Annotated in this window: 20 protein-coding genes; 11 read left to right on the top strand and 9 right to left on the bottom strand. The window is 66.3% G+C overall.

The window, feature by feature from the left end:
• Nucleotides 1–149: 149 nt before the first annotated feature.
• The gene (locus VF649_RS01035) at nt 150–2,948 is read right to left on the bottom strand and encodes a glycosyl hydrolase 115 family protein (protein WP_331010092.1); all 2,799 of its coding nucleotides are present in this window, start codon (nt 2,946–2,948) and stop codon (nt 150–152) included.
• Between the two features lie 122 nt (nt 2,949–3,070).
• On the opposite strand from VF649_RS01035, the gene VF649_RS01030 reads away from it, so the two are divergent.
• From VF649_RS01030 to VF649_RS01020, 3 genes are read left to right on the top strand one after another with little or no spacing between them, the layout of a single operon-like run.
• The gene (locus VF649_RS01030) at nt 3,071–5,254 is read left to right on the top strand and encodes a GH92 family glycosyl hydrolase (RefSeq protein WP_331010091.1); all 2,184 of its coding nucleotides are present in this window, start codon (nt 3,071–3,073) and stop codon (nt 5,252–5,254) included.
• Entirely contained in the window at nt 5,251–6,840 is a 1,590-nt protein-coding gene (locus VF649_RS01025; RefSeq protein ID WP_331010090.1) for a rhamnogalacturonidase, read from the top strand. Before VF649_RS01030 ends, VF649_RS01025 begins: the two co-directional genes overlap by 4 nt.
• Nucleotides 6,840–7,763, top strand: a complete 924-nt coding sequence (locus VF649_RS01020; protein WP_331010089.1) for a glycoside hydrolase family 43 protein — start codon at nt 6,840–6,842, stop codon at nt 7,761–7,763. Before VF649_RS01025 ends, VF649_RS01020 begins: the two co-directional genes overlap by 1 nt.
• Before the next feature lie 6 nt (nt 7,764–7,769).
• Here VF649_RS01020 and uxaC read toward each other — a convergent pair whose 3' ends face one another.
• Nucleotides 7,770–9,188, bottom strand: coding sequence for a glucuronate isomerase (gene uxaC / locus VF649_RS01015; RefSeq protein WP_331010088.1), 1,419 nt, complete (start codon nt 9,186–9,188; stop codon nt 7,770–7,772).
• 75 nt (nt 9,189–9,263) lie between these two features.
• A complete protein-coding gene (locus VF649_RS01010) occupies nt 9,264–10,286 on the bottom strand; it encodes a LacI family DNA-binding transcriptional regulator (RefSeq protein ID WP_331010101.1) in 1,023 nt (340 codons plus the stop codon).
• 121 nt (nt 10,287–10,407) lie between these two features.
• Here VF649_RS01010 and VF649_RS01005 point away from each other — a divergent pair, with 121 nt between their 5' ends.
• On the top strand, nt 10,408–11,697 hold the full coding sequence (locus tag VF649_RS01005; RefSeq protein ID WP_414713619.1) for an MFS transporter: 1,290 nt from the start codon (nt 10,408–10,410) through the stop codon (nt 11,695–11,697).
• Nucleotides 11,698–11,715: 18 nt separating this feature from the next.
• Here the strand turns inward: VF649_RS01005 and VF649_RS01000 are convergent, their stop codons facing one another.
• Nucleotides 11,716–11,895, bottom strand: a complete 180-nt coding sequence (locus VF649_RS01000) for a hypothetical protein (RefSeq protein WP_331010087.1) — start codon at nt 11,893–11,895, stop codon at nt 11,716–11,718.
• A gap of 163 nt (nt 11,896–12,058) precedes the next feature.
• Here VF649_RS01000 and VF649_RS00995 point away from each other — a divergent pair, with 163 nt between their 5' ends.
• The 3 genes from VF649_RS00995 (at nt 12,059) to VF649_RS00985 (ending at nt 14,465) form a co-directional block, all read left to right on the top strand.
• Nucleotides 12,059–12,340 carry an NADH dehydrogenase ubiquinone Fe-S protein 4 gene (locus VF649_RS00995; protein WP_331010086.1) on the top strand — a complete coding sequence of 94 codons (282 nt, stop codon included), beginning with the start codon at nt 12,059–12,061 and terminating at the stop codon, nt 12,338–12,340.
• An 8-nt stretch (nt 12,341–12,348) separates the two neighbouring features.
• Nucleotides 12,349–13,596, top strand: a complete 1,248-nt coding sequence (locus tag VF649_RS00990) for a sulfotransferase (RefSeq protein WP_331010085.1) — start codon at nt 12,349–12,351, stop codon at nt 13,594–13,596.
• Between the two features lie 62 nt (nt 13,597–13,658).
• Nucleotides 13,659–14,465 (top strand): DUF2243 domain-containing protein, encoded by an 807-nt coding sequence (locus VF649_RS00985; RefSeq protein ID WP_331010084.1) that lies wholly within the window; start codon nt 13,659–13,661, stop codon nt 14,463–14,465.
• A 55-nt stretch (nt 14,466–14,520) separates the two neighbouring features.
• Here VF649_RS00985 and VF649_RS00980 read toward each other — a convergent pair whose 3' ends face one another.
• Complete coding sequence (locus VF649_RS00980; protein ID WP_331010083.1) at nt 14,521–15,426, bottom strand: diguanylate cyclase; 906 nt, start codon at nt 15,424–15,426, stop codon at nt 14,521–14,523.
• Entirely contained in the window at nt 15,423–19,787 is a 4,365-nt protein-coding gene (locus VF649_RS00975; RefSeq protein ID WP_331010082.1) for a PAS domain S-box protein, read from the bottom strand. Before VF649_RS00975 ends, VF649_RS00980 begins: the two co-directional genes overlap by 4 nt.
• A 157-nt stretch (nt 19,788–19,944) precedes the next feature.
• Between VF649_RS00975 and VF649_RS00970 the strand changes: the two genes are divergently transcribed.
• On the top strand, nt 19,945–20,361 hold the full coding sequence (locus tag VF649_RS00970; RefSeq protein ID WP_331010081.1) for a cupin domain-containing protein: 417 nt from the start codon (nt 19,945–19,947) through the stop codon (nt 20,359–20,361).
• A gap of 53 nt (nt 20,362–20,414) precedes the next feature.
• Here VF649_RS00970 and VF649_RS00965 read toward each other — a convergent pair whose 3' ends face one another.
• Entirely contained in the window at nt 20,415–20,579 is a 165-nt protein-coding gene (locus VF649_RS00965) for a hypothetical protein (RefSeq protein ID WP_331010080.1), read from the bottom strand.
• A 117-nt stretch (nt 20,580–20,696) separates the two neighbouring features.
• Here VF649_RS00965 and VF649_RS00960 point away from each other — a divergent pair, with 117 nt between their 5' ends.
• Genes VF649_RS00960 through VF649_RS00950 form a run of 3 tightly spaced genes read left to right on the top strand, consistent with a single transcriptional unit; the run spans nt 20,697 to nt 24,157 of the window.
• Nucleotides 20,697–21,500, top strand: a complete 804-nt coding sequence (locus VF649_RS00960) for an SDR family oxidoreductase (protein WP_331010079.1) — start codon at nt 20,697–20,699, stop codon at nt 21,498–21,500.
• Complete coding sequence (locus tag VF649_RS00955) at nt 21,493–23,331, top strand: glycoside hydrolase family 15 protein (RefSeq protein ID WP_331010078.1); 1,839 nt, start codon at nt 21,493–21,495, stop codon at nt 23,329–23,331. The genes VF649_RS00960 and VF649_RS00955 overlap by 8 nt, the downstream gene beginning before the upstream one ends.
• A gap of 43 nt (nt 23,332–23,374) precedes the next feature.
• Nucleotides 23,375–24,157: an SDR family NAD(P)-dependent oxidoreductase gene (locus VF649_RS00950; protein ID WP_331010077.1), complete on the top strand. Its 783-nt coding sequence runs from the start codon at nt 23,375–23,377 to the stop codon at nt 24,155–24,157.
• Between the two features lie 19 nt (nt 24,158–24,176).
• Here VF649_RS00950 and VF649_RS00945 read toward each other — a convergent pair whose 3' ends face one another.
• Together VF649_RS00945 and VF649_RS00940 are read right to left on the bottom strand one after the other, a co-directional pair.
• Complete coding sequence (locus VF649_RS00945) at nt 24,177–24,722, bottom strand: GAF domain-containing protein (protein ID WP_331010076.1); 546 nt, start codon at nt 24,720–24,722, stop codon at nt 24,177–24,179.
• A 51-nt stretch (nt 24,723–24,773) separates the two neighbouring features.
• A complete protein-coding gene (locus VF649_RS00940) occupies nt 24,774–26,195 on the bottom strand; it encodes a methyl-accepting chemotaxis protein (protein ID WP_331010075.1) in 1,422 nt (473 codons plus the stop codon).
• Nucleotides 26,196–26,309 lie beyond the last annotated feature (114 nt).

The following is a 26,309-nucleotide window of genomic DNA, read 5'->3' as shown; positions in this document are numbered from 1 at the left end:
GCCAGGGAGGATCGCGATGCCGCCACGCGCCGCGTTCGGGAGGACTCCGAAGGCCCGCGCCGGCGGTCGGTCCGCGCGGACGATTGAACTCCGCCCGGACGGCGTCTGGCTCGACCCCGTGCCGGATCATGTCCGCCCGGGTCAGCGCGTCATTGCGGTGCCGGGCCGCCCCCATATAATGGTCTTGCGCCATCGAACAGGACCTCGATCCGGTCCAGCAGCACACCCGGGTCCAGCGCATAGACCTGGATGTCGTGGATGCCCGCCGCCACCGGCCGGAGCGGCAGCGTGGCGACCGCGCTGTTTGCCAGCACGTTGCGCCGCCACACGTCGCTCCGCCCGGTCGTCGCCAGGTCCAGCAGTTCCGGCGGGCCACCGTCCACCGAAACCGCAATGCGCACGCCGTGCACCGGATCGCGCGGATGCGTCGGCAACGCCACCACCCGCACCACGGCCCCGGTCGCCGTGACATTGGCAAAACGGTAGCGCACGGGCACCAGCGTCGATACCGCATCGGCCGGCCGGCTTGGCAGCGACAGCCGCGATCGCAGCGCCCCATGCTGGCTTCCCAGATCGGGCGCCACCTCCCAATCCGGACCGGCCGTTCCCGCGAGCGCCGGGATCAGCACGCGCCGCCGGTCCTCCAGGATGACGCCGGGGCCTGTCGCCGCTGCCGGAATCAGCGCGGAATGCACCTGCACCGTCGCCCCACCGCACGACAGCGCCACCGGCCCGGCTGCGCCGCGCCCGTCATATCGCACGACGATACGCTGCTCATAGCGATTGGTGGCGGACAGCATGCCCGCCTCGGCCGACAGCGTCAGGCCGCCGGTCGCCGCAACGGTGTGCCACGGCGTCGCTGCCGCCTGATGCCCATATAGGGTCACCGTCCGTTCCGCCGGTTGGCCGCTGGTAAAGGTCAGGCTGTTCTCATCACCGATCCAGTCACCCCAATAGGCCAGGTCGCACCCGGTCTTGGTGGAGGCCGCCCAGCGCGGCCAGGCCGGTTCGTCGAACACCGGCAGTTTCCGTGGCGCCATGTCTATCATGTACCGCCATTTGCCACCCGCCAGCGCATTGTACCGCGCCGTATCCGCCACCAGCGCGGCATGCGCCGCCCGTGCGGCATCGACCCATCCGTTTGCGCCGGCACGATCCTGCCGCGCATAGAGATTGGCGAGATCCAGCGACAAGATCCGGGTGTTCAGCCTGGCCGCCGCCCGCACGGGATACAGCACCAGTTCGAAATAGGCGTCGCGCCGATCTTCCGGCATCCGCGCGGCGACCGCCTCGGCCCGCGCCACCAGCGCGGCATAGGCCGTCAGCCGCGCCCGCGCCTCCTCGCCGTCGGCCTGTACATAATCGCTCGGGCGGTTCGGCGTCACCCATTCGGTCTGGCCGAATCCCATGAATTCCGGCCTTCGCTCCCAGGCCAGATCGTAGAAGTCCGTCATGATCGCGGCGATCGCATCCGCGTCCCCGCGCCCGAACTGCTCCCGCATGAACGCGCGCAGATGGTCCTGCGGCCTGCCCCGCAACAGGTCGGCGTCGAACGCAAGGTCCAGGAAATATTGCGAGAGATATTCGATCGGCTTGATATCGCCGACATTGACGACCCACATCCGCCGCGCATCCGTGGTCCACGCGCGCTCCATCTCCTCGCGGATCAGCGCGGGATGCGTCGTCCCCAGCCACAGATAGTCGTGCGGGCGCCCCCAATAGGAGAGATGATAATAGACCCCTGCCCCACCCGGTCGCCGCTGTTCGGCCGGCGTGCTCAGCCGCCGCAGATATCCGTAATTGTCGTCCGCCCACATCAGCGTGACGTCGTCGGGCACGGACAGGCCGGCATCATAGGCCTCCTGCAACTCGTGATACGCCACAAACACCTGCGGCGTCACCGAAACCGGCTGCTTCAACATGTCGGTCAGCACGCGCTGCTGCAATCCGATCACCGTCTCCAGGATCGATCGCCGGCCCTCCGTCGTGACCGCCCCCTGCATCGGGCCGTCATGGATGCCGCGCAGGCCGACCGTGTAGATCGCCTCCCGTCCGCGCGTCGCCGCCACCCGTTCGCGCCAATAGTCCAGCAGCGCGGCCGGCCGCCGGGTGAAATCAAATGCGCCCCGCTTCGCCTCGTCCCATTCGCGCAGGTTGTTGCGCATCATCGGTTCGGCATGGGACGTACCGACCACCACGGCATAGCGGTCCGCCAGCGCCGCATTTTCCGGATCACCGTAAAAGGGGTCGGACACCGAATGCATTGCCGGCCACAGCGTGTTCGCCTTCAACCGCCACATCAGTTCGAACACGCGGCGATAGGTCCGCGGCCCGATATTGCCGCGGGCGGGATCAAGGGTCTTCGCCGCCCAGGGCAGCAGCCCCCAATCCTCATCGTTCAGGAAAATGCCACGATACCGGACCGATGGCGCACGCGACACGACCGTCGCATCGTTCATCGTCACCCGCGCGCGCCGGCGCGGGGCGACGTCGGCCCACCAGGACCAGGGCGATACCCCCAACGCCCGCGTCAGGTCGACCGCGCCATAAATGGCGCCCCGCCGATCCGATCCGGCGATCAGTACGATCTGCCGTCCGCCGGTGCGGGCCACGCTGCGGACATAGCGTTCCCATCCACCCGCCAGCATCGACAGGTCGATACCGGCGGCGCGCGCCGTGGCCGCGATCGCCGGCGCGTCATAGCGGCCGATCATGATGCAGGTTTTCGGACAGGCTGCGACATCGGACACGATCACCGGCGTTCGCGCGCCAAGGCTGACCAGATCCTCCGACAGCATCTGCGCCGCCAACGGCATCGTCGCCCCGGAACCGGCATCGTCAGCCACGATCCCGACCGCGCCAAGATCGACGGGCGCCGCCCGGACGGCCGCTCCCCCGGCCATCGACAGGGTAGCGGCTAACAGGATCAGCCATCGCCGCCTATGCATCATGCCCCCTCAAATTGGTCAGCCACTCTTGCGCATCATGCGTGTTCTGGTCATACCACTTCCATCGCGTCAGGTCGAGCGCACAACCCGTGTGGCGAATTACAGCCCGATCAGGAGAGCCCATGTTAAGCGCTTCCCGCCGTCCGGTCCTGACCGTCGCGCTCGCCGGCCTGATGATCACCGCGGCAGGTGCGGCGGTCGATGCCGAACCGCTCTACCGCTATGTCGATCCGCTGATCGGCACCGGCAACGACGATCAGGGCGATACGATCCCGGGCCCCACTCGGCCGGCAGGATCGATCCACCCCAGCCCCGAAACCCTGACGGGCAGCAATGCCGGATATGATGCGACGGCACCGATCAGCGGCTTCGCCCAACTGCATACACAGGGATCCGGTGGCCGTACCACCTACGGCACCTTCCTTGTTTCACCGCAGACCGGCGAACCGCAGTTTGACGAGGCGCAGCATCTCTCGCCCAAGGCCGACGAACGCGCCGGCGCCGATGCCTACGCCGTCACGCTTGCGCGCTACGGCATCCGGGCGGAAGTCACGCCGGCCGATCATGCGGCGCTCTACCGCTTCACCTATTCCACGGGCGCGCCCGCGACGCTGCTGTTCGACGTCACCCGCAAGATCCGCGGCGAACTGGCCAGCGACGGTGCGGACGTCACGCTGTTCCCGGAACAGGGTCGCATCGTCGGTCGCGTACGGACCAAGACGTACTGGAGCCCGGCGAAGGTCGATATCTGGTTCGTGGCACAACTGGATCGCAAGCCGGCCCGCTGGGGCGTCCGCTCGGGCACGGTGTCGCAGGACGGGGCCACCCGCGCCATCGTTCCCGCCGATACACCGCTCGCCGCATGGTGGCAGTTCGACGCCGCGACACCGGTTCGGCTGAAACTCGCGGTTTCCTTCACCAGCGCAGACCGTGCCGCGGAATTGCTGGCGGAGGACATTCCCGACTGGGATTTCGACAGGGTTCGGGATGGCACCCGGTCGGCCTGGAACCATGAACTGTCGCGGATCACGCTGTCCGGGGTTCCCGCTGCGGACAAGCGCCGCTTCTACACCGCGCTCTACCACAGTGCGATCCAGCCCCGTGATCGTACCCGCGATCAGCCGGCGGCCGACCGGGCGACCCCGCATTGGGACGATTATTACACGCTGTGGGACACCTATCACACCGGCTTTCCGCTGATGTCGCTGCTCCGCCCCAGCGTCTATGCCGGCAATGTCGGATCGATCGTCCGCACCTATGAACGCTTCGGCGTCGCGCATACCGCGTTCATCGCCGGCCGCAACTATCATGTCGGCCAGGGCGGGGACGAGGTCGACAACATCTTGGGCGAAGGCCTGATCCGCGGCGTGCCCGGTGTCGATTGGGCGAAGGCGGCGGAGGTCGCGCTGCACAATGCCGATGAGGAACGCCGGCCCCGCTATCTGATCGATGGCTATTTCGCGGTTGGCGACAAGAGCCCCGAACCCGACAATCAACGCGCCCGGTCCGGATCCTCCACGCTCGGCTTCGCGCTGAACGACTTCTACGCCGCGCGGCTTGCCGCCGCCGCCGACCGTCCACAGGATGCCGCGCGGCTGCTGCGGCGTTCGGGGAATTGGCGGAACGTCTGGAACCCGTCGGCGCAAAGCGACGGCTATTCCGGCTTCATCATGCCTCGCTATCCCGATGGACGGTTCCAGCCGATCGATGCAAAACTCGGCTGGGACGGCAAGAAATACGAGAATGTCGGCTTCTACGAAGGGACGTCCTGGATCTATTCCTACACGATGCTGCACGACCTGCCCTGCATGGTCATGGCGATGGGGGGTCGCGACCGCTTCGTCGCCCGCCTCCGCCATGCGCTGGAAACCGGGTTGATCGATATCACCAACGAACCCAGCTTTGCCACGCCCTGGCTGTTCAGCGATGTCGGCCGGCCCGATCTCGCCAGTTATTGGGCCGACCGGATCTTCCGCCGCTTCACCGCCAATGCCTATCCCGGTGACGAGGATAATGGCGCGATGAGTTCGCACTATGTCTTCAACCGCATCGGCCTGTTTCCGAAGCTGACGACCGACCTCTTCTACCTCCACGCTCCGCACCAGCCGCTGAGCGTCATCACGCTGGAGGATGGCAAGACCTTCACCATCGCGGCCCGCAACTGGAAACCCGGGCGCATCTACATCGCCTCCGCACGGCTGAACGGACGTGCGCTCACGACGCCGTTCCTGCGTCAGGCCGATATCGTCGCCGGCGGGCGGCTTGATCTCACCGTCTCCGCCACACCCACCGTCTGGGCGCAGTGACCGGTATCCTGCTCGATCGCCGCGCGGTGCTGGCCGGGGCGGCGGCGCTCGCCGCGCTGGCGCCGGGCCATGCGCTGGCCGCGACGCTGGCAAAGGGCGGTACGATCCTCGATGTCCGCGCCTTCGGTGCAAAGGCCGACGGACGACAGCTCGACAGCCCCGCGATCAACGCGGCAATCGCCCATGCCGCGGCCCGCGGCGGCGGGACGGTCTGGTTGCCTGCGGGGACCTATCTTTCCTACAGCCTGCGCCTGAAAAGCCATATCACGCTCCATCTCGATGCCGGCGCGGTGCTGCTTGCCGCCCCCAGCCCGATCGATGGGTCCGTGGCCGGCGGCTATGACGCCGCACCCGATCTGCCGCCCGGCTACCGCGCCTATCAGGATCATGGCCACAGCCACTGGCGCAACGCGCTGATCTGGGGCGAGGGGCTGGAGGACGTCACGATCGAGGGTCCGGGCCTCATCTGGGGCAAGGGGCTGGGCCGCGGGCATGATTACGACGTCGGCATGCCGATCTCCGGCCGCCCCGGCGTGGGCGACAAGACGATCGCGCTGAAGCTGTGCCGCAACGTCACGCTGCGCGACTTCCGCGTCCTGCAAGGCGGCTGGTTCGCATTGCTGGCGACGGGCTGCGACAATATGACGATCGACAATCTGCTGATCGACACCAATCGCGACGGGCTGGACATCGATTGCTGTCGCAATGTCCACGTCCGCAACTGCACGATCAATTCGCCCTGGGACGATGCGATCTGCCCGAAATCCTCGTTCGCGCTCGGCTATCCGCGCGCGACCGAGAATGTCACGATCACCGGCTGCACGGTCAGCGGGTCCTACGCGATCGGATCGGTACTGGACGCCAGCTTCCGCCCGTTTCCACCGGCACCGAAAAGCACGCATGGCCGGATCAAGCTCGGCACCGAATCGAATGGCGGCTTCCGCAATATCGCCATCAGCAATTGCGTGTTCGACACCTGCCGCGGGCTGGCGCTGGAAACCGTCGATGGCGCGCGGCTGGAGGACGTGACGATCAGCAACATCACCATGCGCAACGTGACCACCGCGCCGATCTTCCTGCGCCTCGGCCGCCGGATGCGCGGGCCGGCGGACGCCGTGCCCGGTACGTTGAAACGCATCCTGATCGACGGCATCACCTCGTCCGGCGCGGCGCCGATGCCGTCGATCATCGCCGGCGTCGCCGATCACCCGGTGGAGGATGTGAAGATCGCCAACCTCTTCCTGGAACAGGTGGGCGGCGGCACATCCGACACCGCCGGCCTCAGCCCACCCGCCAACGAGGCCGGCTACCCCGAACCCGACATGTTCGGTCCGCTGCCGGCGACCGGCTTCTTCGTTCGCCACGCGCGCAACATCGATTTCAGCCATGTCGAAGTGGTGGTGCGGACGCCGGACGCCCGCCCCGCCTTCTGGCTGCAGGATGTCGACGGGTTTGATGCCACCGCGCTGCGCATTCCGCGTGGTCCCGCGTTCCGGCTCGACCGTGTCACTGCCTTCCGCCAGGCTGGCAGCCGCGATCTGCCCGACGCCCGGCTTGACGCGCCAACCCCGCGGACGCTCGGATGATGCCGTCGCGCCGCCTGGTCTGCGCCGCGCTGGCCGCCGGTCTCGCCACGCCGGCCTTCGCCAGCCGCGCGCGTTTCTACGCCTTCACCTATTTCCACAACGCCGATGATGGCGGGGCGGGCATGCGCCTCGCGATCAGTCGGGACGGATTCACCTTCTCCCCGGTGCGCGGCGGCATGCCGATGGTGGTGCCGCACGTCGGGGAGAACAAACTGATGCGCGACCCCTGCGTCGCGCGCGATCCGCGCACCGGACGATACCACATGGTCTGGACCACCGGCTGGACGGGCCGGACGATCGGCCACGCCACGTCGCCCGATCTCGTCACCTGGTCCGCGCAGACCGCGATTCCGGTCATGGCCGCCTATCCCGATTGCCATAATTGCTGGGCGCCGGAGCTGATCTGGGACGATCGCACCGGGCGCTTCATCCTGTTCTGGTCCAGCACCGTCGGCGGCGTCGGACCGAAACCGCGCGATCACCGGATCTATGCGACGTCGACCGCCAACTTCCACGACTTCGCGCCGACCGCCATATTCTACGATCCCGGCTACAGCGTCATCGACGCCACGTTCGTACGCCGGAACGGAAGGCTGTATTTCCTGATCAAGGACGAACGGAAAGACCCCCTGCGCAAGGTCATCCAGTGGTGCGAGGCCGCATCCCCCACCGGACCGTTCGGCCCGCTGTCTCCGCCGATCAGTCCGGCCTGGGCCGAAGGGCCGACCGCGATCATGGTGGGGGACGAGCTGGTCCTGTTCTACGACCGCTATGTCGAAAAGACGTTCGGCGCGGTCGCCACCCGCGACATGCGACACTGGTACGATGTCACCCCGCGGATCGCGATCCCCGCCGGGGCCAATCACGGCACCATGATCGCCATCCCGCCGGGGCTTTACGCCAGCCTTGCCGCGCTGCGGTAACGCCGCTCAGCCGTCGATCCTGTAGGCGCGCCGTACCAGTCCGCTGGTCAGTTCCTGCGCCAGCTCCGCAGCTTCCCAGTCGGCCAGCCGATGTTCGGCGACCAGCCGCGCCAGGAAGGCACAATCCACCCGCCGCGCCACATCATGCCGCGCCGGGATCGACAGGAACGCGCGGGTGTCGTCGTTGAAGCCGACCGTGTTGTAGAAGCCGGCCGTCTCGGTCGTCGTTTCGCGAAACCGCCGCATGCCTTCCGGGCTGTCGTGGAACCACCAGGCCGGACCTAGTTTCAGGCAGGGATAATGCCCCGCGAGCGGCGCTAGCTCGCGCGCGTAGACGCTCTCGTCCAACGTGAAGAGGATGACCGACAGCGCCGTCGACGTACCGAACCGATCCAGCAACGGTTTCAGCGCGTGCACATAATCCGTGCGAGTCGGGATGTCGGCGCCCTTGTCGCGGCCATGGCTGGCGAACAGCCCGGCATTGTGATTGCGCGACGATCCGGGATGGATCTGCATCACCATGCCGTCCTCGATGCTCATTCCCGCCATTTCGGTCAGCATCTGCGCCCGGAACAGCTCGGCATCCGCCGGGGTCCAGCCGCCACCCACGATCCGCCCGAACAACGCCTCGCATTCTGCCGGCGACAGGTTGGCGGTGGCCGCGGTCGGATGGCCGTGGTCGGTGGCGGTCGCGCCCGCCGCCCGGAAATCCGCCCGCCGCTTGCGATGCGCGGCGAGATAGCCGTTCCAGCTCCAGACATCTTCGCCGGTCAGCTCGGCAAAGCGCGTCATCGCCGGCCCGAATGCCTCATGCTCGACGTCGATCACGCCGTCCGGGCGATAGGTCGTGACGACACGGCCGTTCCAGCCCGAAGAGCGAATGGCATGATGCGCCGACAGATCCGCCTCCGCCCCCTCGGTCGTCGCCAGGAAATCGATCCGAAACCGATCAAACAGCGCGCGCGGGCGAAACGCCTCGGTCGCCAGCTTTTCGGTGATCGCGTCGAAATACCGGTCCGCGGTCCCGGGCTCCAGCGCGACATCCATCCCGAAGACGTCGACGAAGACATGATCCAGCCACAATCGGGACGGCGTGCCGCGGAACAGGTAGTAATGATTCGCGAACAGCCGCCATGCACTGCGGCGATCGGTGGCGGGCACGCCGTCACGCCGCGGAATGGCCAGCGCGTCGAGATCGACACCCTGACTGTACAGCATCCGGTACAGATAATGATCCGGCGCCAGCAGCAGGGTCGTCGCATCGGTCCAGGCGGCGTTGGTCGCGAACCATTTCGGATCGGTGTGGCCATGCGGGCTGACGATCGGCAGCGCGGCGATTTCCGCATACAGCGCGCGCGCGATCGTGCGCGTGGTGGGATCGGCGGGAAACAGCCGGTCCGGATGCAGTTCCAGGAGCCTCGCCATCGCATGTCCTTTTCACGTCCCGGCTTGGCCGGCCCATCTTGGTAACCGGTGTCAAACGACTTTTCAACCGGGCTTTCAGCCGCGCGGTGGCGCCACCGACCCGCGCCGGACCAGGCTGGATGCCAAAAATGACGGCTCCGCCGTCACGTCATCGCTGGCGGCCCCGGTCAGTTTCAGTGCCGCGGCCCGCGCCATCGACACGCTGGGCCAGCGCACCGTCGTCAGCGGCGGCCAGATCTGCGCCGCGATCGGCGTATCGTCGAAACCGATGATCGACAGATCGGCGGGCACGTCCAACCCGCGTTCGCGCGCGGCATGCAACACACCGGCCGCCATCGCATCGTTGCAGCAGAAGATCGCGGTCGGGCGCGGCCATTGATCCAGCAGCCGTGCGCCGGCGTCGATCCCGGAATCGAACGTGTAGGCGCCGTCCGCCACCAAGCTACGCGGCAGGGTCAGGCCGGCTGCGCTCAACGCCTGTTCCAGCCCCTCGCGCCGTTCCTGCGCGGAGCGAAACCCCTGCGGCCCGGCGACCAGCCCGATCCGGCGATGCCCCTGCGCCAGCAGATAGTCTGTAGCCCCGCGCACCGCATCGCGATCGTTGGACGCCACCATCCGCTCGGGGGCGTCGATGATCGCCGACGACATGCGCACATAGCGACATCCGATCTCGGTACAGAGCGCTGCGATCCGGTCATCCTCGCTGATCGGCGGCATCAGCAGCACGCCGAACGGCCGCTGCCGCTCCAGAAAATGCGTCAGATCCTCCAGCATCGTCGGCGACGCCCGGTCAACCGGCCGCACCACCAGCTCGAACTCGCTGCCGTGCAGGCCCTCCAGCAGGCCCTGCTGCACATTCATCACGGTCTGCGCATTCGGATTGTCGTGGACCAGCCCGATCAGGAAATTCCGCCCGAGCGCCAACGCCCGCGCCTGCGGGTTGGGGATATAGGCGATGTCGGCGATCACCTGCTCCACCCGGCGGCGCGTATCCTCCCCCAGCAAGGGCGATCGGTTGATGACGCGGCTCACCGTTTTCTTCGATACGCCGGCCAGACGCGCGACATCGTTGATCGTGGGCTGGTTGGTCTTCATCATCTCGTCATTGGCATAGCCGCCGCGTGCCGTGCTCGCCAGCCCGTCTGCGCTTGCCAATGACACCGGTGTCCAATAGACTGTTCGCCAAGGTCGGAACAGATCGTCAACGGAGGAAAGCGGCATGATGACAGGCCAGGAATCATCTGAGGTCGTGGCCGCCGCCGACCGGGTCGGCCGGTATCGCTGGACGATCTGCGCGCTGCTTTTCGCCGCCACCGCGATCAACTATGTCGATCGCCAGATGATTGGCGTGCTCAAACCAACCATCTCCGCGGAACTCGGCTGGTCGGAAACCACCTATGCCGATCTCATCTTCTGGTTTCAGGCCGCCTACGCGCTCGGTTATCTCAGCTTCGGACGAATCGTCGATCTCGTCGGCGCTCGCGTCGGATATTCGATCGCGTTCGTGATCTGGACGATCGGGCATACGCTCTGCGGCTTCGTCACCTCCGCGTTCCAGTTCTCGGTCGCGCGCTTCATCCTCGGGATCGGCGAAAGCGGCAATTTTCCCGCGGGCCTGAAAGCCGTCACGGAATGGTTTCCCGCCCGCGAACGCGCGTTGGCGACGGGGGTGTTCAATGCGGGCGCCAATGTCGGCGCGATCATCACGCCGCTGATCGTGCCCGCCATTACCGTTGCGTTCGGCTGGCGCATGGCGTTCATCGCCACCGGCGTGGTCAGCCTGCTATGGCTGGTCGCCTGGGTCGCGATCTACCGTCGGCCCCGCGAACATGCCCGGATCGGGGCGGCGGAACTGGCGCATATCGAATCCGATCCCGCCGATCCCGTCGGCGTCATCGGCTGGCGCCGGCTGCTGCGCTACCGCGAAACCTGGGCCTATGGCCTTGGCAAGTTCCTGATCGACCCGATCTGGTGGCTGTTCCTGTTCTGGACGCCGGACTTCCTTGCCAAGACCTATGGGCTCGACATCGTCAGCTTCGGGCCGCCGCTGGTCGTGATCTACCTGATCTCGGACTTTGGCAGCGTGATCGGCGGCTGGTCGTCGTCGCGCCTCATGCGGCGCGGCCTGACGGCGAATGTGGCGCGTAAACTCACGATGCTTGCCTGCGCCTTTCTCGTCATGCCGATCTTCTTCGCGCAATATGTCAGCCATTTGTGGGTCGCGGTGCTGATCATCGGCGTGGCCGCGGCCGCGCATCAGGCTTTTTCCGCCAATCTCTACACCATCCCGTCCGACATGTTTCCGCGCACGGCCGTGGGATCGGTGGTCGGCATCGGCGGCACCATGGGTGCGGTCGGCGGCATGCTCATGGCGAAGTTCACCGGCTATATCCTTCAGACCACCGGCAGCTACACCACAATCTTTGCGGTCGCCGGCAGCACCTACCTGATCGCGGTCACCGTCATCCACCTGCTCAGCCCACGGCTCGCCCGGGTCGACGCCGGCTGATCCACGCGCTCCTCGTGTTCAGAGGTCGAGATCGTCCTGCGGCTTGTTGGTCCCGCCCGCGCCGGCGGTACCGCCCGGCGTCCCGGGGCTGTCCTGTACCGCCGTCCTGTCTTCGGGGGCGGCATCTTCGGGATCGCCGATCAGGTCGCGTATATCGATGATCTTCGGCGTTTGATCCGCGTCGGACGGGTTGGCCATGCCATGTCTCCTTCACTGTCTGACGGAATAACGTGCCGCATCCCGGATCGCTCCCACCGATCATGGATCGTCGCGCAAGGCTGGTCGCGCCAAGTCTATCTGAACATAGGTGATTTCCTGCCGGGGGTGGGCATGGCAGGTGCAGGTCGACGGGGAGATTCGGATGACGCACGCCTATCTGTACCAGCAACCGAAGAACGGTCAGCAAGGCGGCCGGGCCCGCGGGCAGCAATGGGTACTCGATTTCCGGTCCGACCGTGCGCAGCGGCCGGATCCCTTGACCGGGTGGACCGGCGGCGCGGAAACCCAGTCGCAGATCGACATGCTGTTTCCGACGCTGGACAGCGCCATCGCGCATTGCGAACGCGAAGGGATTGCGTACACGGTCGCCCCGCCGAACCGCACCAAGCTGAAGATCCAGAGCTATGCGGAGAATTTCCGGTAAGCGCGGACATGCCATCGCCGATGCCGGGTCTCGGCCGGCGTCCAACAACCGCAGCAACCGCCGCCGATGGCGAATCGGCTCCACCTCGTCGGGTGCGCGCGATCAACGCCGCATTGGCCGCCGCCTGGGACGCCGGTTGGCTGCCGGAACCGACGCTTGCCCCCGCCGCGCTGGTCGACACCGCGGTTCGCAGCACCGCGCTCGCCGATTTCGGCACGGACGACGGGTGGCGGCACCGGCTGACTGCGCTCACCACCGCGCTCGATCGGGAAGCGGACCTGTCGCCGCTCGGCCGCGTCATGGCCTTCGGTCAGTTGGTCGGCGCGCTCCGCAATCGCCTGCGGGCACAGGCGCTGTGGAACCGCCATCCTGAAATTCTCGATCGCCCGATCCCGGCACCCGTGATCGTGCTGGGCCAGATGCGGTCCGGCACCACCCGTCTGCACCGCCTGCTGGCCTGCGATCCCGGCTTTTGTCATACGCGCTTCTACGAAAGCTGGGCGCCGCTTCCGCTCTGCGGGGCGCCACCACGCTGGGTTGACGACCGCCGGTGGCGCGGCGCCGCCGGCCTGGCTTGCGCGCGCCTGCTGAACCCACCCTTCACCCGTCTTCATCCGACGCGGTCACAGGCACCCGATGAAGAGATCGGGCTTCACGCCGTATCGCTGTTCGGATCGGTGTTCGAGGCGCAGTGGCGCATCCCCAGCTTTGCGGCTTTGTGCGAATCCATGGACACGCTGCCAATCTATCGGGAGTTCCGCCGGCTGCTTCAGACGATCGACTGGCTCCGCACCCCGCCGGGGCGGCAGGCCACTCCCCGGCCCTGGATCCTGAAGGTTCCGCAGTTCACGCAGGATCTTCCCGCCCTGCTCGCCACCTTCCCGGATGCGCGCCTGATCTGCACCACGCGCGATCCCGAACGCGTCGTCGCCTCGTCGGTCCGGCTGGTCCATAACCAGATGGCGCTGCAATCCAACCGCACCGATCGGGACTGGATCATGCGCGAATGGCGGCGCAAGGTCGCGCTGCGCACCGCCCGGATCGCCGCATCGCGCGCCCTTCCTGCCCCGCGCCACGACGTGACGTTCGCGGCCATGGATCAGGATTGGCGACGAGAAATCCGCGCGATCTACGCGTTCCTCGATCGTCCGCTCGGCGCCGACACGCTGGCCCGGATGGAACGCTACGTCGGCACCGCCACGCGAACCCAGATGCCGCGACCGGAAATAAGCACGCGGATTTCCAACCTAGTCTAACGCGCGCGATCCCGTACCGCGTCACAACCAACCCGTCGATCGCTGTAGCCGGGACCATCATCATGCAAGGCCATCCACCAACGCGTCGCGATTTCCGGGGAACGACCATCGCAGCGTTCGTGATCGGGCTGGCGCTCAGCGGGTTCTTTGACGGCATCCTGTTGCACCAGGTGCTGCAATGGCATCATTTCCTCAGCCTCGTGCCCGGCGAAACTTACCGCGACCTGCGCACGCAAATCTATGCGGACGGGCTGTTCCACGTCGCGGTCTACGCCATCGCCTGCATCGGGCTCGCGCTGCTGTGGCGTGCGCGCCGGCAACTCGACCGGCCGGGCGCCCGGTCGCATCTCATCGGGGGCGTGCTGCTTGGCTTCGGCGTCTGGAACGTCGTGGACGTCGGCTTCTTCCACTGGATTCTCGGCATCCACCGCATCCGGGTCAACGTACCCAACCCGATGATCTATGATATCGGGTGGATCGTGGGCCTGGGGCTGGCGGTGATGCTGATGGGCTGGTGGATCCTGCACCGCGGTGGCCCGGCCGGCCCGGCCACGCGCCGCCCCGATGGCCGTCCCACGGCGGCAACGATGGTGGTCTTGCTCGGCCTGGCGGTTCCCGTCGCGAACATTCCGTCCGCGAACGGCGCAACCCTGATTGTGTTTCGGACGGATGCCGGCCCCGCGGCCGCGATCAACGCCATCCGCGCGGTGGAAGGGCGGATCGTGATGCTCGATCCGGAGGGTGCCTTCGCCGTCGTGGATCTCGCCAAGGGCCGGTCGACGCGCGCGCTCTACCGCGCCGGCGCGATCTTCGTGACGCGCTCGCCCGCGCTCGCCGGCTGCCTTGCCTTTACCGACGCGGTTCGCTGATCCCGGGCGGCCTCAATCCCGACGGGGTGCGCCGATCTCGCCAGTCAGGATCGGGCTATGCACAGAGCGCATCGTCAAAACCGATCGTGCGGTTCCGGCCGTCGGCCTTGGCCCGGTACAGCATCATGTCGGCGGCCGACAGCAGGGCGATCCCGTCCTGTCCGTCGCTGTAGCTCGCCACGCCGGCGCTGATCGTCACCGGGAACCGCATCGTGCCGTGCGCAAAGGGGCTCTGGTCGACCGCAAGCCGCAACCGCTCCACGGCATAATGCGCGCCCTGCCCCGCAGTACCGGGCATCAGCACACCGAATTCCTCGCCACCCAACCGCGCCATCACGTCGGAATTGCGCAGCGCACCCCGGCACAGATCCACCACGCGCACCAGGGTCGCGTCGCCCGCGGCATGGCCGAAGCGGTCGTTGATGCTCTTGAAATGATCGATGTCAATGATCGCGACCGACAGGCTCTGGCCGTAGCGCATCGCGCGCTGCTGCTCCTCCGCCAGCAGGGTCATGAACGCCCGCCGGTTCATCAATCCCGTCAATTCATCGGTCATTGCCAGATGGCGCAGACGCTTCAACGCAACGCCCAGCCGCAGGGCGTTGCGGGCTCGTGCATGGAATTCGACCGGGTCGACCGGTTTGCAGAGGAAATCGTTTGCGCCCGCCTCCAGCGCCTTCAACAGGAACTCGCGTTCCTGCCTTCCGGTGATGATCAGCGTCGGCACATCGTGACAATGCTCGATCGTCCGCAACGCCGTCAGGAACTCGCCACCGTCTAGCTCAGGCATCAGATAGTCCAGCAGGACCAGATCCGGTTCATTCTCCCGACACCAGGCCAGCGCGTCCGGGGAGGAGGTAAAGCACGTCGTGTCACAGTCGCCCAGCTTGCTGGCCAGCGCCTGCAACATGACGACGTTCATCTTCACATCGTCGACGATCAAGATCTTGGGACGCATCATCCGTGTCCACCTGCTTTGGCCGGCATGGCTTCCAGAAACGTGATCAACGCTGCCGCCGCCTTGTCCAGATCACGCGCTGCCTCCTGTGCCGTCTTCAGGTCGGGCGCATGTTCGACGGCTCTGGCGGCCTGCGCCAGCCGGGTCGCCCCGACGTTGCCCGCCGCACCCAGCAAGGCATGCGCCTCCCGCCCAGCCGCATCAAGGGCCCCCTCGGCCAGGCTTGCCTGCACGCGTGCCGGCCGCACCCGGGCCTCTTCCACCAGCATGTCGAGCAACAGCGTCACCGTTTCTTCACCCAGCGCACAGCGCAGATCGCCGATCTGGTCGGCATCCAGCACCGCGTCCGATGGCGGTCGCGCGGCCTGCACCGTGGTCTCGGACGGGGCGATGCCGTCCAGCACGGCGCGCAGCCGCGCGAAATCGATTGGTTTGGTTAGGAAATCCGACAGCCCGATATTTTCGTAAAAGCGCCTGCGCTCCGGCAGGGCGTCGGCGGTCAACGCCACGATCGGAATGGTCGCCCCCCGCGCATCCAGGTTGCGGATGGCCCGCGTGGCCGCCACACCGTCCATCACCGGCATCTGCATGTCCATCAGGATCACGTCGAACGATCCCGATTTACAGGCCTCGACGGCCAACTGCCCATTGCCGACGCATACCACATCATGTCCCATGCGCCGCAGCAGCGTCGTGACCAGCAGCTGGTTGACGCCATTATCCTCCGCCAGCAGGACGTTCAGGGTCGTGCCGTCCGCCGCCCGGACCGGCGCCGCCAGCCGGATCGACCCCACGCCCGCCTCACCGACTGCCAGCGGCAGGTCGAACCAGAATATCGACCCCCCGTCCGCGCGCGGTTCGACCCCGATTTCGCCGCCCATCGCGTTCACCAGCCGCTTGCTGATCGACAGGCCCAGCCCGGTTCCGCCGAACCGGCGGGTCGTCGATGGATCGGCCTGCGTGAACGGTGAAAACAGCCTGTCGACGGTTTCCGGGTCCAGTCCGATGCCGGTGTCGCTCACTTCGATCCGCCAGCGGCGGGCATCATCTTCCAATGCCCCGGCCTGCAGCGTGATGGCGACCTCGCCCACTTCCGTGAACTTGATCGCATTGCTGACCAGGTTGGACAGCACCTGCTGGATCCGGGTCGCATCGCCTTTCACATGCGTGTCGGCATTGGGCAGGATCGTGCGCAGCATCAATCCCTTGGCCGACGCGCCATGGCCGAACAGATCGCCGACACTGCGCGCCAGTGCGCCAAGATCGAAATCGGCCGTCTCCAGCACCAGGTTGCCGGCTTCGATCTTGGAATAATCCAGGACGTCATCCAGAACCGTCATCAGCGTCCGTGCCGACTGTTCCAGCGTGTCGAAGAACCGGTCGCGCTGTGCGGGATCGGCATCGGTCCGCAACAGCTCGATCATTCCCAGCACGCCGGTCATCGGCGTCCGGATCTCGTGGCTCATCGTCGCCAGGAACGAAGACTTTGCGGCGGCCGCGACCTCGGCCGCCGCCAATGCCGCATCACGGTCCATTTCCACCTGCACGCGGTCGCTCACGTCGCGGCAGACTGCGATCGTGCAGATCTGTCCCTGATAGTCGACCTGGCGTGCCGCAATCTCCATCCACGCCGTCATGCCGTCGTGTCGCCGCAGTCGACACCGCAGCGATCGGACATCACCGGGGCTACCCGCCAGCAATTGCGCCCGGAATGCGTCCAGCACCAGAAAATCCTCGGGCAGGGCATAGTCGTAGACCGTTTGGCACTGCATCGTCGCCGGGTCATACCCCAGGATCGTCTGCGCCGACGGGGACATGAACAGGATGCGCCCCTTGTCGTCGTGCAGCGAAATCATGTCGCTGGCCTGTTCGGTAATCAGGCGATACCGCGCCTCGCGCTCCTGCAGCCGCGTTTCCGCTTCCGCCTGCTCGGTGATGTCCTGAACGATACCGAACAGGCCGGCAACCGACCCATCCGCGGCACGATCGGCTTCGCCGCGAACCAGAACATGGACCAGCGTCCCATCGGGTCTGAAGATGCGCGCCCGAAAGACATAGCCTTTCCCCGCCTCCAGGGCATCGCGAACGATCACATCGATGCGCGCGCGATCATCGGGATGGTAAGCTTCCAGTGCGCTGGCAAAGCTCGGCAGCTGGTCCTTGGACACGCCGTGGATACGATATACCTCATCCGACCAGTAATGATTGCCGTTCAGGTCGGTGACGCGCCAATGGCCGAGATGCGCGACCGCCTCCGCCATCGTCAGCAGGCGGTTGTTGTCGGCCAGGCTGCGACTGACCTCCTGCAAGGCCACACCGGCTTCATACCGTTCCGTCACATCCTGGATAACGCCGAACAGCCCGACGACGGAGCCGTCCGGCGCCATTTCGGCCCGCCCGCGGGATGACACGCGCCGGCACAAACCATCAACCCGGATCAGCCGCGCCTCGAAATCGAATTCGGCCCCGGTTTCGATCGCCCCTTCCACCAGATCCTGCACCATGCGCTGGTCGTCGGGATGATAGGCATCGATGGCCGACGCCAGTTCGGGCACATAGCCTGCGGTCCGGCCGTGGATCGCACAAACCATATCGGACCAGAAGAGCGACTCGCTCGCCAGATCGAGCCGCCAATGTCCGATCTGCGCCACCGACTCCGCCATGCTGAGCAGCCGGTGCCCCTCGCGCAGTTCGGCCATCGCCTTTGCGGTTTCCAGTTCGGCCGCCTCCCGCCGGGACACGTCGCGCACGCTGGCGATGAACTCACGCGGGGCGCCGGTGACCGGGTCCTCGATCAGCCGGTAGCTCGCCTCCAGCCAGCAATAGCTGCCGTCCTTGCGCCGCTGGCGATACACCGCGATCGGGTTGGGCGCGCCGGCAAGCAGGCTCTTGCAGATCGCGATCACGCCGGCGCGGTCGTCCGGATGGATTTCGCCGGCCGCAACTTCGCCGATCAGTTCGCGCGGCTCATACCCCAGCAGCGACATCGACGCCGGCGACACATATTTCCGCACGCCGGTCAGGCTCAACCGGACGATCATGTCGTTCGAATTTTCCGCCAGCAGCCGATACAGATGTTCGCTCTCGCGGTGCGCCGCCTCGGCGGCCACCCGCTCCGTGATGTCATGCAACGTGCCGTAGGTGCCGGTCACGACTCCGAAGTTGTTGATCAGGACATGGCTGCGCACGAAAGCCCAGCGCTCGCTTCCATCGGCATGGATATACCGGAGTTCCTGCTGACATTCCTGCATTTCCAGCCTGTACAGCGGCGCCAGCCGCTCCAGGGCGTCGGAACGATGCTCGGGCACGATAACGCTCAGGAACGACCGCCCGATCGTCGACGTGACATCATGGCCGGTGACGTTAGACCAGGCGGGGTTCAGATAGGTCCAGCGTCCCGACACATTCGTTTCGAAGATAACTTCGCCGGCCCGCTCTACGATCCAGCGATGCTGCCGCTCGCTTGACTCGCGATCCTGCGCCAACCGACGTCGGTCCGCCAGCAGGGTGGCCAGCGGCAGACAGGTCCCAAGCAGCGTCACCAGATAGAATTGGAAGAACTGGATGCGCACCATCATCGGCCCGCTGATCAGCGCCGTCGGCCCCAGTCCCAATGCCATGGAGGTCGTGCCCACGGCCATGATGATGATCGTCCCCATCGCCGCACCGAACAGCCCGAGCCGGTACGTCGCGACCAACAGAAACGCGAAGGGAACGAACAGCGCGGGGAACCGGGCTTGCCCGAATGTGCCCACAGCGGCGATGAACACCATCAGCAGCGGCCAGGCAACCGTCGTGAGCCTGGGCAGCCGCGCACCCCTACGCTGTGCCGCCAGCAGGCGCACCGAGGTCAGGATCGTCGCCGTTACCAGAAGCGTTCCGAGAAAATCGCTGCTCACCCAGGCCGACCAGGCGGTCACCAGGTCCGTGCCGCGCGACGCCATCCACACTGCCGCAACCGTGGCGCCTGCGATCACCGACAGCATCAATGCACCGATGAAGCGCAGGATGCCCGGAAAGGATTCGAACGCGGCGGCGCCGGTGCCGAACCACCTCAGGACGGCCAGCGTCAATACCGGCGTGGCCGCGTTGACCAGCGTGAACAGCACCGCATCCGGCAGGTCGCCACTGCTCGCATAGTTTGCCCCGAAGCTCGCCAGCGCACAGTTGGCGACATGCCACGGACGCATCCGTTTGGTATCCAGCAACAGCGCCGACAGCAGGATGGCATTTGCCGGCCAGGCGGCTGCCAGCCCGCCGGTACCCCGATCCAGCGCCAGACTGCCACAGGCGGCCGCGAAGAATACAGCCCCCGCAAGGCACGGGTTCAGCCACCGGCCCCGGCGCAGAATGTTCCAGATCATGATCAGCGTTGTCCCCACCCCGCAACCCTACGGGATCGATGATGATTTTGTCGTTAAATGTCCATCATCATTCTTATCGGCCGAAAATGAGTGCGCCACTCCGCGGCACCGAAATGATGTCCAGCGGTTATCCTGCCGAACGACAGGAGCAATCGCCATGACGGTTTTCAACAAGGACATGATCCAGCTCGCGACCGCGAACGACTTCTTTCAGAAAGAGGTGTATCGCGACGCGAATGTCCAGCTGGTGTTGATGAGCATCCCCGCCGGCGAGGATATCGGCATGGAAACCCACCGCGCGGACCAGACCACCTTCTTCGTCGCGGGCGAGGGGCAGGCGATCATCGACGGCAGCCATACGAAGGTTGCGCCCAACCACATGATCGTGATCCCGAAGGGCGCCGAACATAACATCATCAACAAGGGCACCGGCGCGCTGAAGCTGTTTTCCGTCTACGCGCCGCCCGCCGAACCGGCCGGTGTCGCGCACAAGACCAAGGCCGAGGCCGAAGCGGCGGAGGAGGGCTTTGTCAGCCGCGCTGCCCGCAAGCTGAAGTCCGCGGTCTCCGGCTGACCGCCGCGGCGGCGGATGCCCCGCGGTCGGGACGTGCGATCATCGCCAGGATCTCACGCTCCGCCAATGCCCTCGATCACCTTGCCCGTACCGCCGCATTCGCCACAGGGCCGTCCGTTCAGCACCCCCGATCCGTCGCAACGGGGGCAGAGATTTTCACCGGTGCCGGGGGTACCGGGCGCGGCCTGATCACCGGGGTTTAGGGGTTCGCCTGCCATGGAATGCGTCCTTTCTGAGGTGCGCGATCAACGAACGACGTCGCCACCCGATCCGATCGGCTCCGTTGCCCCTCCCATGCGTTCACGCATCGGATTGATTCACAAGGGAATGCGAGCATGAGCGGAAGACTGGACGGACATGTCGTTCTTGTGACCGGCGCGAGTTCCGGCATCGGCCTGGGCGTAGCGGAAGCGATGGCCGATGCCGGCGCCGCGGTCGCCATCAACTATCGCTCGCACCGGGAACCGGCCGACGATCTCGTCGCGCGGATCACCGGGAAGGGCGGCCGTGCGGTCGCGATCGCGGCGGATGTCTCCGACGAAGCGGACGTCGCCCGGCTGTTCGACGAAACCGTCTCCGCCTTTGGCCGCATCGACATCCTCGTCGCCAATTCCGGGATCCAGAAGGATGCCGCCATCGCCGACATGACGCTGGCCGACTGGAACGCGGTCATCGACGTCAATCTGACCGGCCAGTTCCTTTGCAGCCGCGAAGCGTTGCGCCGCTTCCGATCGCAACCGGCCGACACCCGCCCGGCGCGCAGCGCCGGGGTCATCATCTCGATGAGTTCGGTCCACGAGATCATTCCCTGGGCCGGGCACGTCAACTATGCGACGGCCAAGGGCGGCATCCGCATGATGGTTCGCTCCCTTGCGCAGGAGGTGGCGGGCGACGGCATCCGCGTCAACGCCATCGCCCCCGGGGCCATCCGCACGCCCATCAACCAGGACGCCTGGGACACGCCGGAAGCGTTGGAGAAGCTGCTGCGCCTGATCCCCTATGGCCGCATCGGCGAACCCGAGGATGTCGCCCGCGCCGCCGTCTGGCTGGCCTCGGACGAAGCCGACTACATTACCGGTACGACGCTGTTCGTCGATGGCGGCATGGCGCTCTATCCCGGCTTCCGCGACAATGGATGACGCCGCCGGCCCGGCGCTCAACCCATTGCCAGGTCGCACGATCGCCGATCACGGCATCATCGGCAATCTTGAAACCGCCGCGCTGGTCGCACGGGATGGGGCGATCGATTATCTCTGCTGGCCCGCGCTCGACAGCCCGACGATCTTCGCGGCGCTGCTCGATCCGGACGGCGGCGCATTCACGATCGCACCGCAGGCCGATGATGTCCGCACGCTCCAGCTTTATGTGCCCGACACCAATGTGCTGATGACGCGCTGGATGGCGGACACCGGTGCGGCCGAGATGCTCGACCTGATGCCCTATCCGAAGACGTTGGGCGGCCCGGAGGAACCGGGGCTACGCTGCATCCTCCGCCGCATCACGGTCACGCGGGGCACGATGACCTTCGCTGCCCGCTGCGCGCCACGGTTCGACTATGCGCGCGTCACACCTCGGGTGACCTGCGTCGCCGATATGGTGGCGTTTGAAACCGATGCGCTGACGATCCGGCTGTCCGCTTCGGTTCCGCTGACGCCCGATCACGACGCCGCCACCACCACCTTCACGCTATCCGCCGGTGACACCGCGTGGTTCCTGCTCGGTGACCCGGCATTGCCGCCGTCCGACGACGCCACCGTCGATGCGCTGGTGGCCGAAACAATCGCGGCATGGCGGGGTTGGACCGCCCGCTCCACTTATGCCGGGCGCTGGCGGGAGGCGGTGACGCGCTCCGCGCTGGCGCTGAAGCTGCTGACCTCCGCCCGCCACGGCTCGATCGCGGCGGCCGCGACCTTCTCGTTGCCGGAGGCGACCGGCGCCGGCCGCAACTGGGACTATCGCGCCACCTGGATCCGCGATGCGTCCTTCACCGTCTATGCCTTCATGCGCCTCGGCCATCTCGAAGAGGCCGAGCAGTTCCGCCATTGGGCCGCCAAACGCGTGATGGCCGCAGATGCCACCCACCCGATCCGCATCATGTACGCGCTCGACGGATCCGAAGCCGCGGACGAAAGCGTGCTGTCGCACCTGGCCGGCTATGCCGACAGCCGGCCGGTCCGGATCGGCAACGCCGCGCATCACCAAAGTCAGCTCGATATCTTCGGTGAACTGCTCGACAGCGTGTATCTTTCGAACAAATATGGCGCGGCGATCAGCCATGCCGGGTGGGACCATGTCCGCGGCATGGTCACCTATGTACTGGCGCACTGGCAGGAACCCGATGCCGGTATCTGGGAAATTCGTGATCGACCGCGCCATTTTCTGCATTCCCGGCTGATGTGCTGGGTCGCGCTCGATCGTGCGATCCGGCTCGCGGTCAAACGCTCGCTGCCGGCCCCCTTGGTCGACTGGTCGGAAGGACGCGATCGCATCGCGCAGGATATCTGGGACAATTTCCGTCACCCCGACCATGGTTATTTCGTGCAGGCAAGCGGCGGGACGGATCTCGATGCGGCGTTGCTGATGATGCCGCTCGTCCGCTTCGTCTCCGCGACCGATCCGGTCTGGCTGAAGACGCTCGATGCGATCGGTGTCGCACTGCGCGATGACGGCATGGTCTACCGCTATCGCAACACCGACGGCCTGGCTGGCGGAGAGGGCGCCTTCACCACCTGCACCTTCTGGTATGTCGAATGCCTCGCCCGCGCCGGCCGGCTGGACGAGGCGCGGCTGATGATGGCGAAGGGCTTGCGTTACGCCAACCCGCTCGGCCTGTTTTCGGAGGAGTTGGACGTCCGCGCCGAACCGCTCGGCAATTTCCCACAGGCGCTGACCCATCTCGCCTTCATCAGCGCCGCCTATTTCCTCGATCGTCAGTTGACGCCGGGCCGGACCCCGACCTGGCAACCCTGACATCGCGCCCCCCGCTCATCCCGTGCTGATTGGAATTTCCCCCATGCTGATCGACCTGTCCGGAAAGACCGCGCTCGTGACCGGCTCCACCGAAGGGATCGGCTTCGGCATCGCCCGCCAACTCGCCCGGTCCGGCGCGGACGTCGTGCTGAACGGGCGAACGCCGGACAAGGTCGATGCCGCGGTCGCCCGGCTTCACGCGGACGGCGACGTCCGCGGCATCGCCGCGGATGTCGCCACCGCCGACGGCTGCACGCAGCTGTTCGGCGCGCTGCCCACGGTCGATATCCTCGTCAACAATGCCGGCATCTTCCAACCGGTCGACTTCTTCGAAAGCGACGATGCGCTGTGGGACCGGCATTGGCAGGTGAACGTCATGTCGGGCGTCCGCCTGTCGCGCCTCTATCTGCCGGGAATGCAGCATGCCGGCTGGGGCCGCGTCATCTTCATCGCCTCCGAATCCGGGTTCAACATCCCGGTCGAAATGATCCACTACGGCGTCAGCAAGACCGCAGATATCGCGGTCGCGCGCGGATTGGCGAAGCGGATGGCGGGGACGGGCGTCACCGTCAATTCGGTGCTGCCCGGCCCGACCCTGTCCGAAGGCGTGGCGGAGATGCTGAAGGACGAACAGGCCCGCAGCGGCGGATCGATCGAGGAGGTCGCCGCCCGTTTCGTGCAGCAGCATCGCCCCACCTCGATCCTGCAACGCGCCGCGACGGTCGAAGAGGTCGCGAACATCGTCGCCTATCTCGTCTCCCCGCTGGCCTCCGCCACCACCGGCGCGTCGGTCCGCGTCGATGGCGGCGTGATCGACACCCTGTGACGCCAGTGCGATCGGCCCCTTACCGATCTCGTCCGTAACAGGGATGCTGGTCCAGGATCGTGTAGGTTCGGGGTTTGCGACGCTCCAGCGCCGTCATCGCCCGTTCTGCAAGGCAGGATAATTGCCGCGCCTCTTCCATATCCAGCGGGGGGCGCGGTTTCCGGTCGATGACGCACAAGGTCCCGATCCGCATCCCGTTGGCGGCGGTCAGCGGCGCACCGGCGTAGAAGCGGATGCCTGGATCCCCGGTCACCAGCGGATTGTGCTGGAACCGCGGATCATGCGTCGCGTCCTCGACAGTGAAGATTTCGGCACCCGCAATGGCATGGGCACAGAAGGACAGCGACCGATCCGTTTCCGACTGGTCCAGCCCGATCCGCGCCTTGAACCACTGTCGGTTTCCGTCGACCAGTGAAATCAGGGCGATGGGCGTATTCATCGCCACGACGGCTTCCGCAACGATCTCGTCGAATTCCGCTTCGTTCGGCGTGTCCATGATGTCGTAGCTTTTCAGCGTCGCCAGCCGGATGGCCTCGTTGCCGCCTTGATCGATCCCGTCATGCATTGTCATCATCCCTGATTACGCTGGGAAACCCTTGGTCGAAGCTGTTTGGCCTCAAAATTGCGACCAGTCGTCGGCGGGGGCGGCCGCGGCCGCCGCACCCCCGCTGCGCCGGACCGCCCCGGCCGGACGCCGCACGGCGGTGGCCGCTTTCGCCTGCAAAGCGCGGACCACCGGGGCCGCCCGTTCGACATGACCGGGACCCGTCTGGAACCGCGCAATCTCCTGCGCCAGCGCTTCGGCTTCACCGGACAGGCTGCGGGCGGCGGCGGTGGACTCCTCGACCATCGCCGCATTCTGCTGCGTCGCATTGTCCATCTGGGTGATCGCGATATTCACTTCCCTCAGGCCCGATGCCTGATGCTCGGCCGACGCCGCGATGCTGGACACCAGTTCGCTGATCGCGCCGATCCGCCCGATGATCCGCTGCAACGCCTCGCCCGTCTGGTTGACCAGCGCCACGCCACTACCGACCTGTTCGGAACTGCGGAGAATGCGGCTCTTCACATCCTTCGCCGCCTCCGCCGATCGCTGTGCCAGGGCGCGCACTTCCGACGCCACGACTGCGAAGCCCTTGCCGGCATCGCCGGCGCGCGCCGCTTCGACACCGGCGTTCAGCGCCAGCAGGTTGGTCTGGAACGAAATGCCATCGATCACCGCGATGATCTCCGAAATCTCGCTGGAGGACCGCTCGATCCCGCCCATGGCATCGACCGCACGGCGCACGACATCCCCACCCTGTTCCGCATCCGTCCGCGTCTCGCCCACCACGCCGCGGGCGCGTCCGGCATCGTCCGCAGTCTTGCGCACGGCGTTGGTGATCTCGTCCATCGCGGCTGCGGTTTCTTCGAGGCTCGCGGCCTGATGCTCGGTCCGTTGCGACAGGTCGTCCGCCGCGGACAGGATCTCGCCCGATCCGGTGCGGATCCCCGACGAAGCCTGTGCCACGGTCGTCACCGTCGCGCGTAGCGATTCGACCGCATTGTTGAAGTCGGTCTTCAACTGCGCGAATGGCCCGGTCAGGTCCGCCTCGATCCGGCAGGTCAGGTCGCCGGCGGCCAGGCGTCCCAGACTGTCGCCCATGACGGACGCCATGCTGCGCTGCGTCCCGCATTCGACCGCCGCTTCGGATTTCTCGCGAAACACCTCCATCGCCCGCGTCATGCGACCGACGCAGTCTCTATGCTCGCGGTAGAGGATCGGACTGTCGAGATCGCCGGCGGCAAGCGCCTCCATGCGGACGACGGTCATGACATACGGGGTGCAGATCAGCTTTGCGGCAATCATCGTCACCGCCAGGATCGCGACCACGCCGGCGCCGGCCACCCCCATCACCAGCGTCGTGTCAATGCCGGTGGCATGCGTCGCTGCATGATAGGCCGCGCCTGCGATCACGCTCGCCAGCACGCCATATGTCACCAGCAGCGCCTGGAACTTCGTCCTGATCGGCGCGTGCTGCTCGAACCATGTGAGCATAAGACCTCCCGCTCGCGGCGCCGGTCGATGCGCCGCGCCACTCCCGGCCTTATGGTCAGGCGCTCGTTAACAAAGGGACCGCTAGACTAAAGATGCAGGCAACCCCTCGGCGCG

This window comes from Sphingomonas sp., from assembly GCF_036387535.1.
In the GTDB taxonomy this organism is placed as follows: Bacteria; Pseudomonadota; Alphaproteobacteria; order Sphingomonadales; family Sphingomonadaceae; genus Sphingomonas_R.
This window is presented reverse-complemented; position numbering and strand designations above follow the sequence as displayed.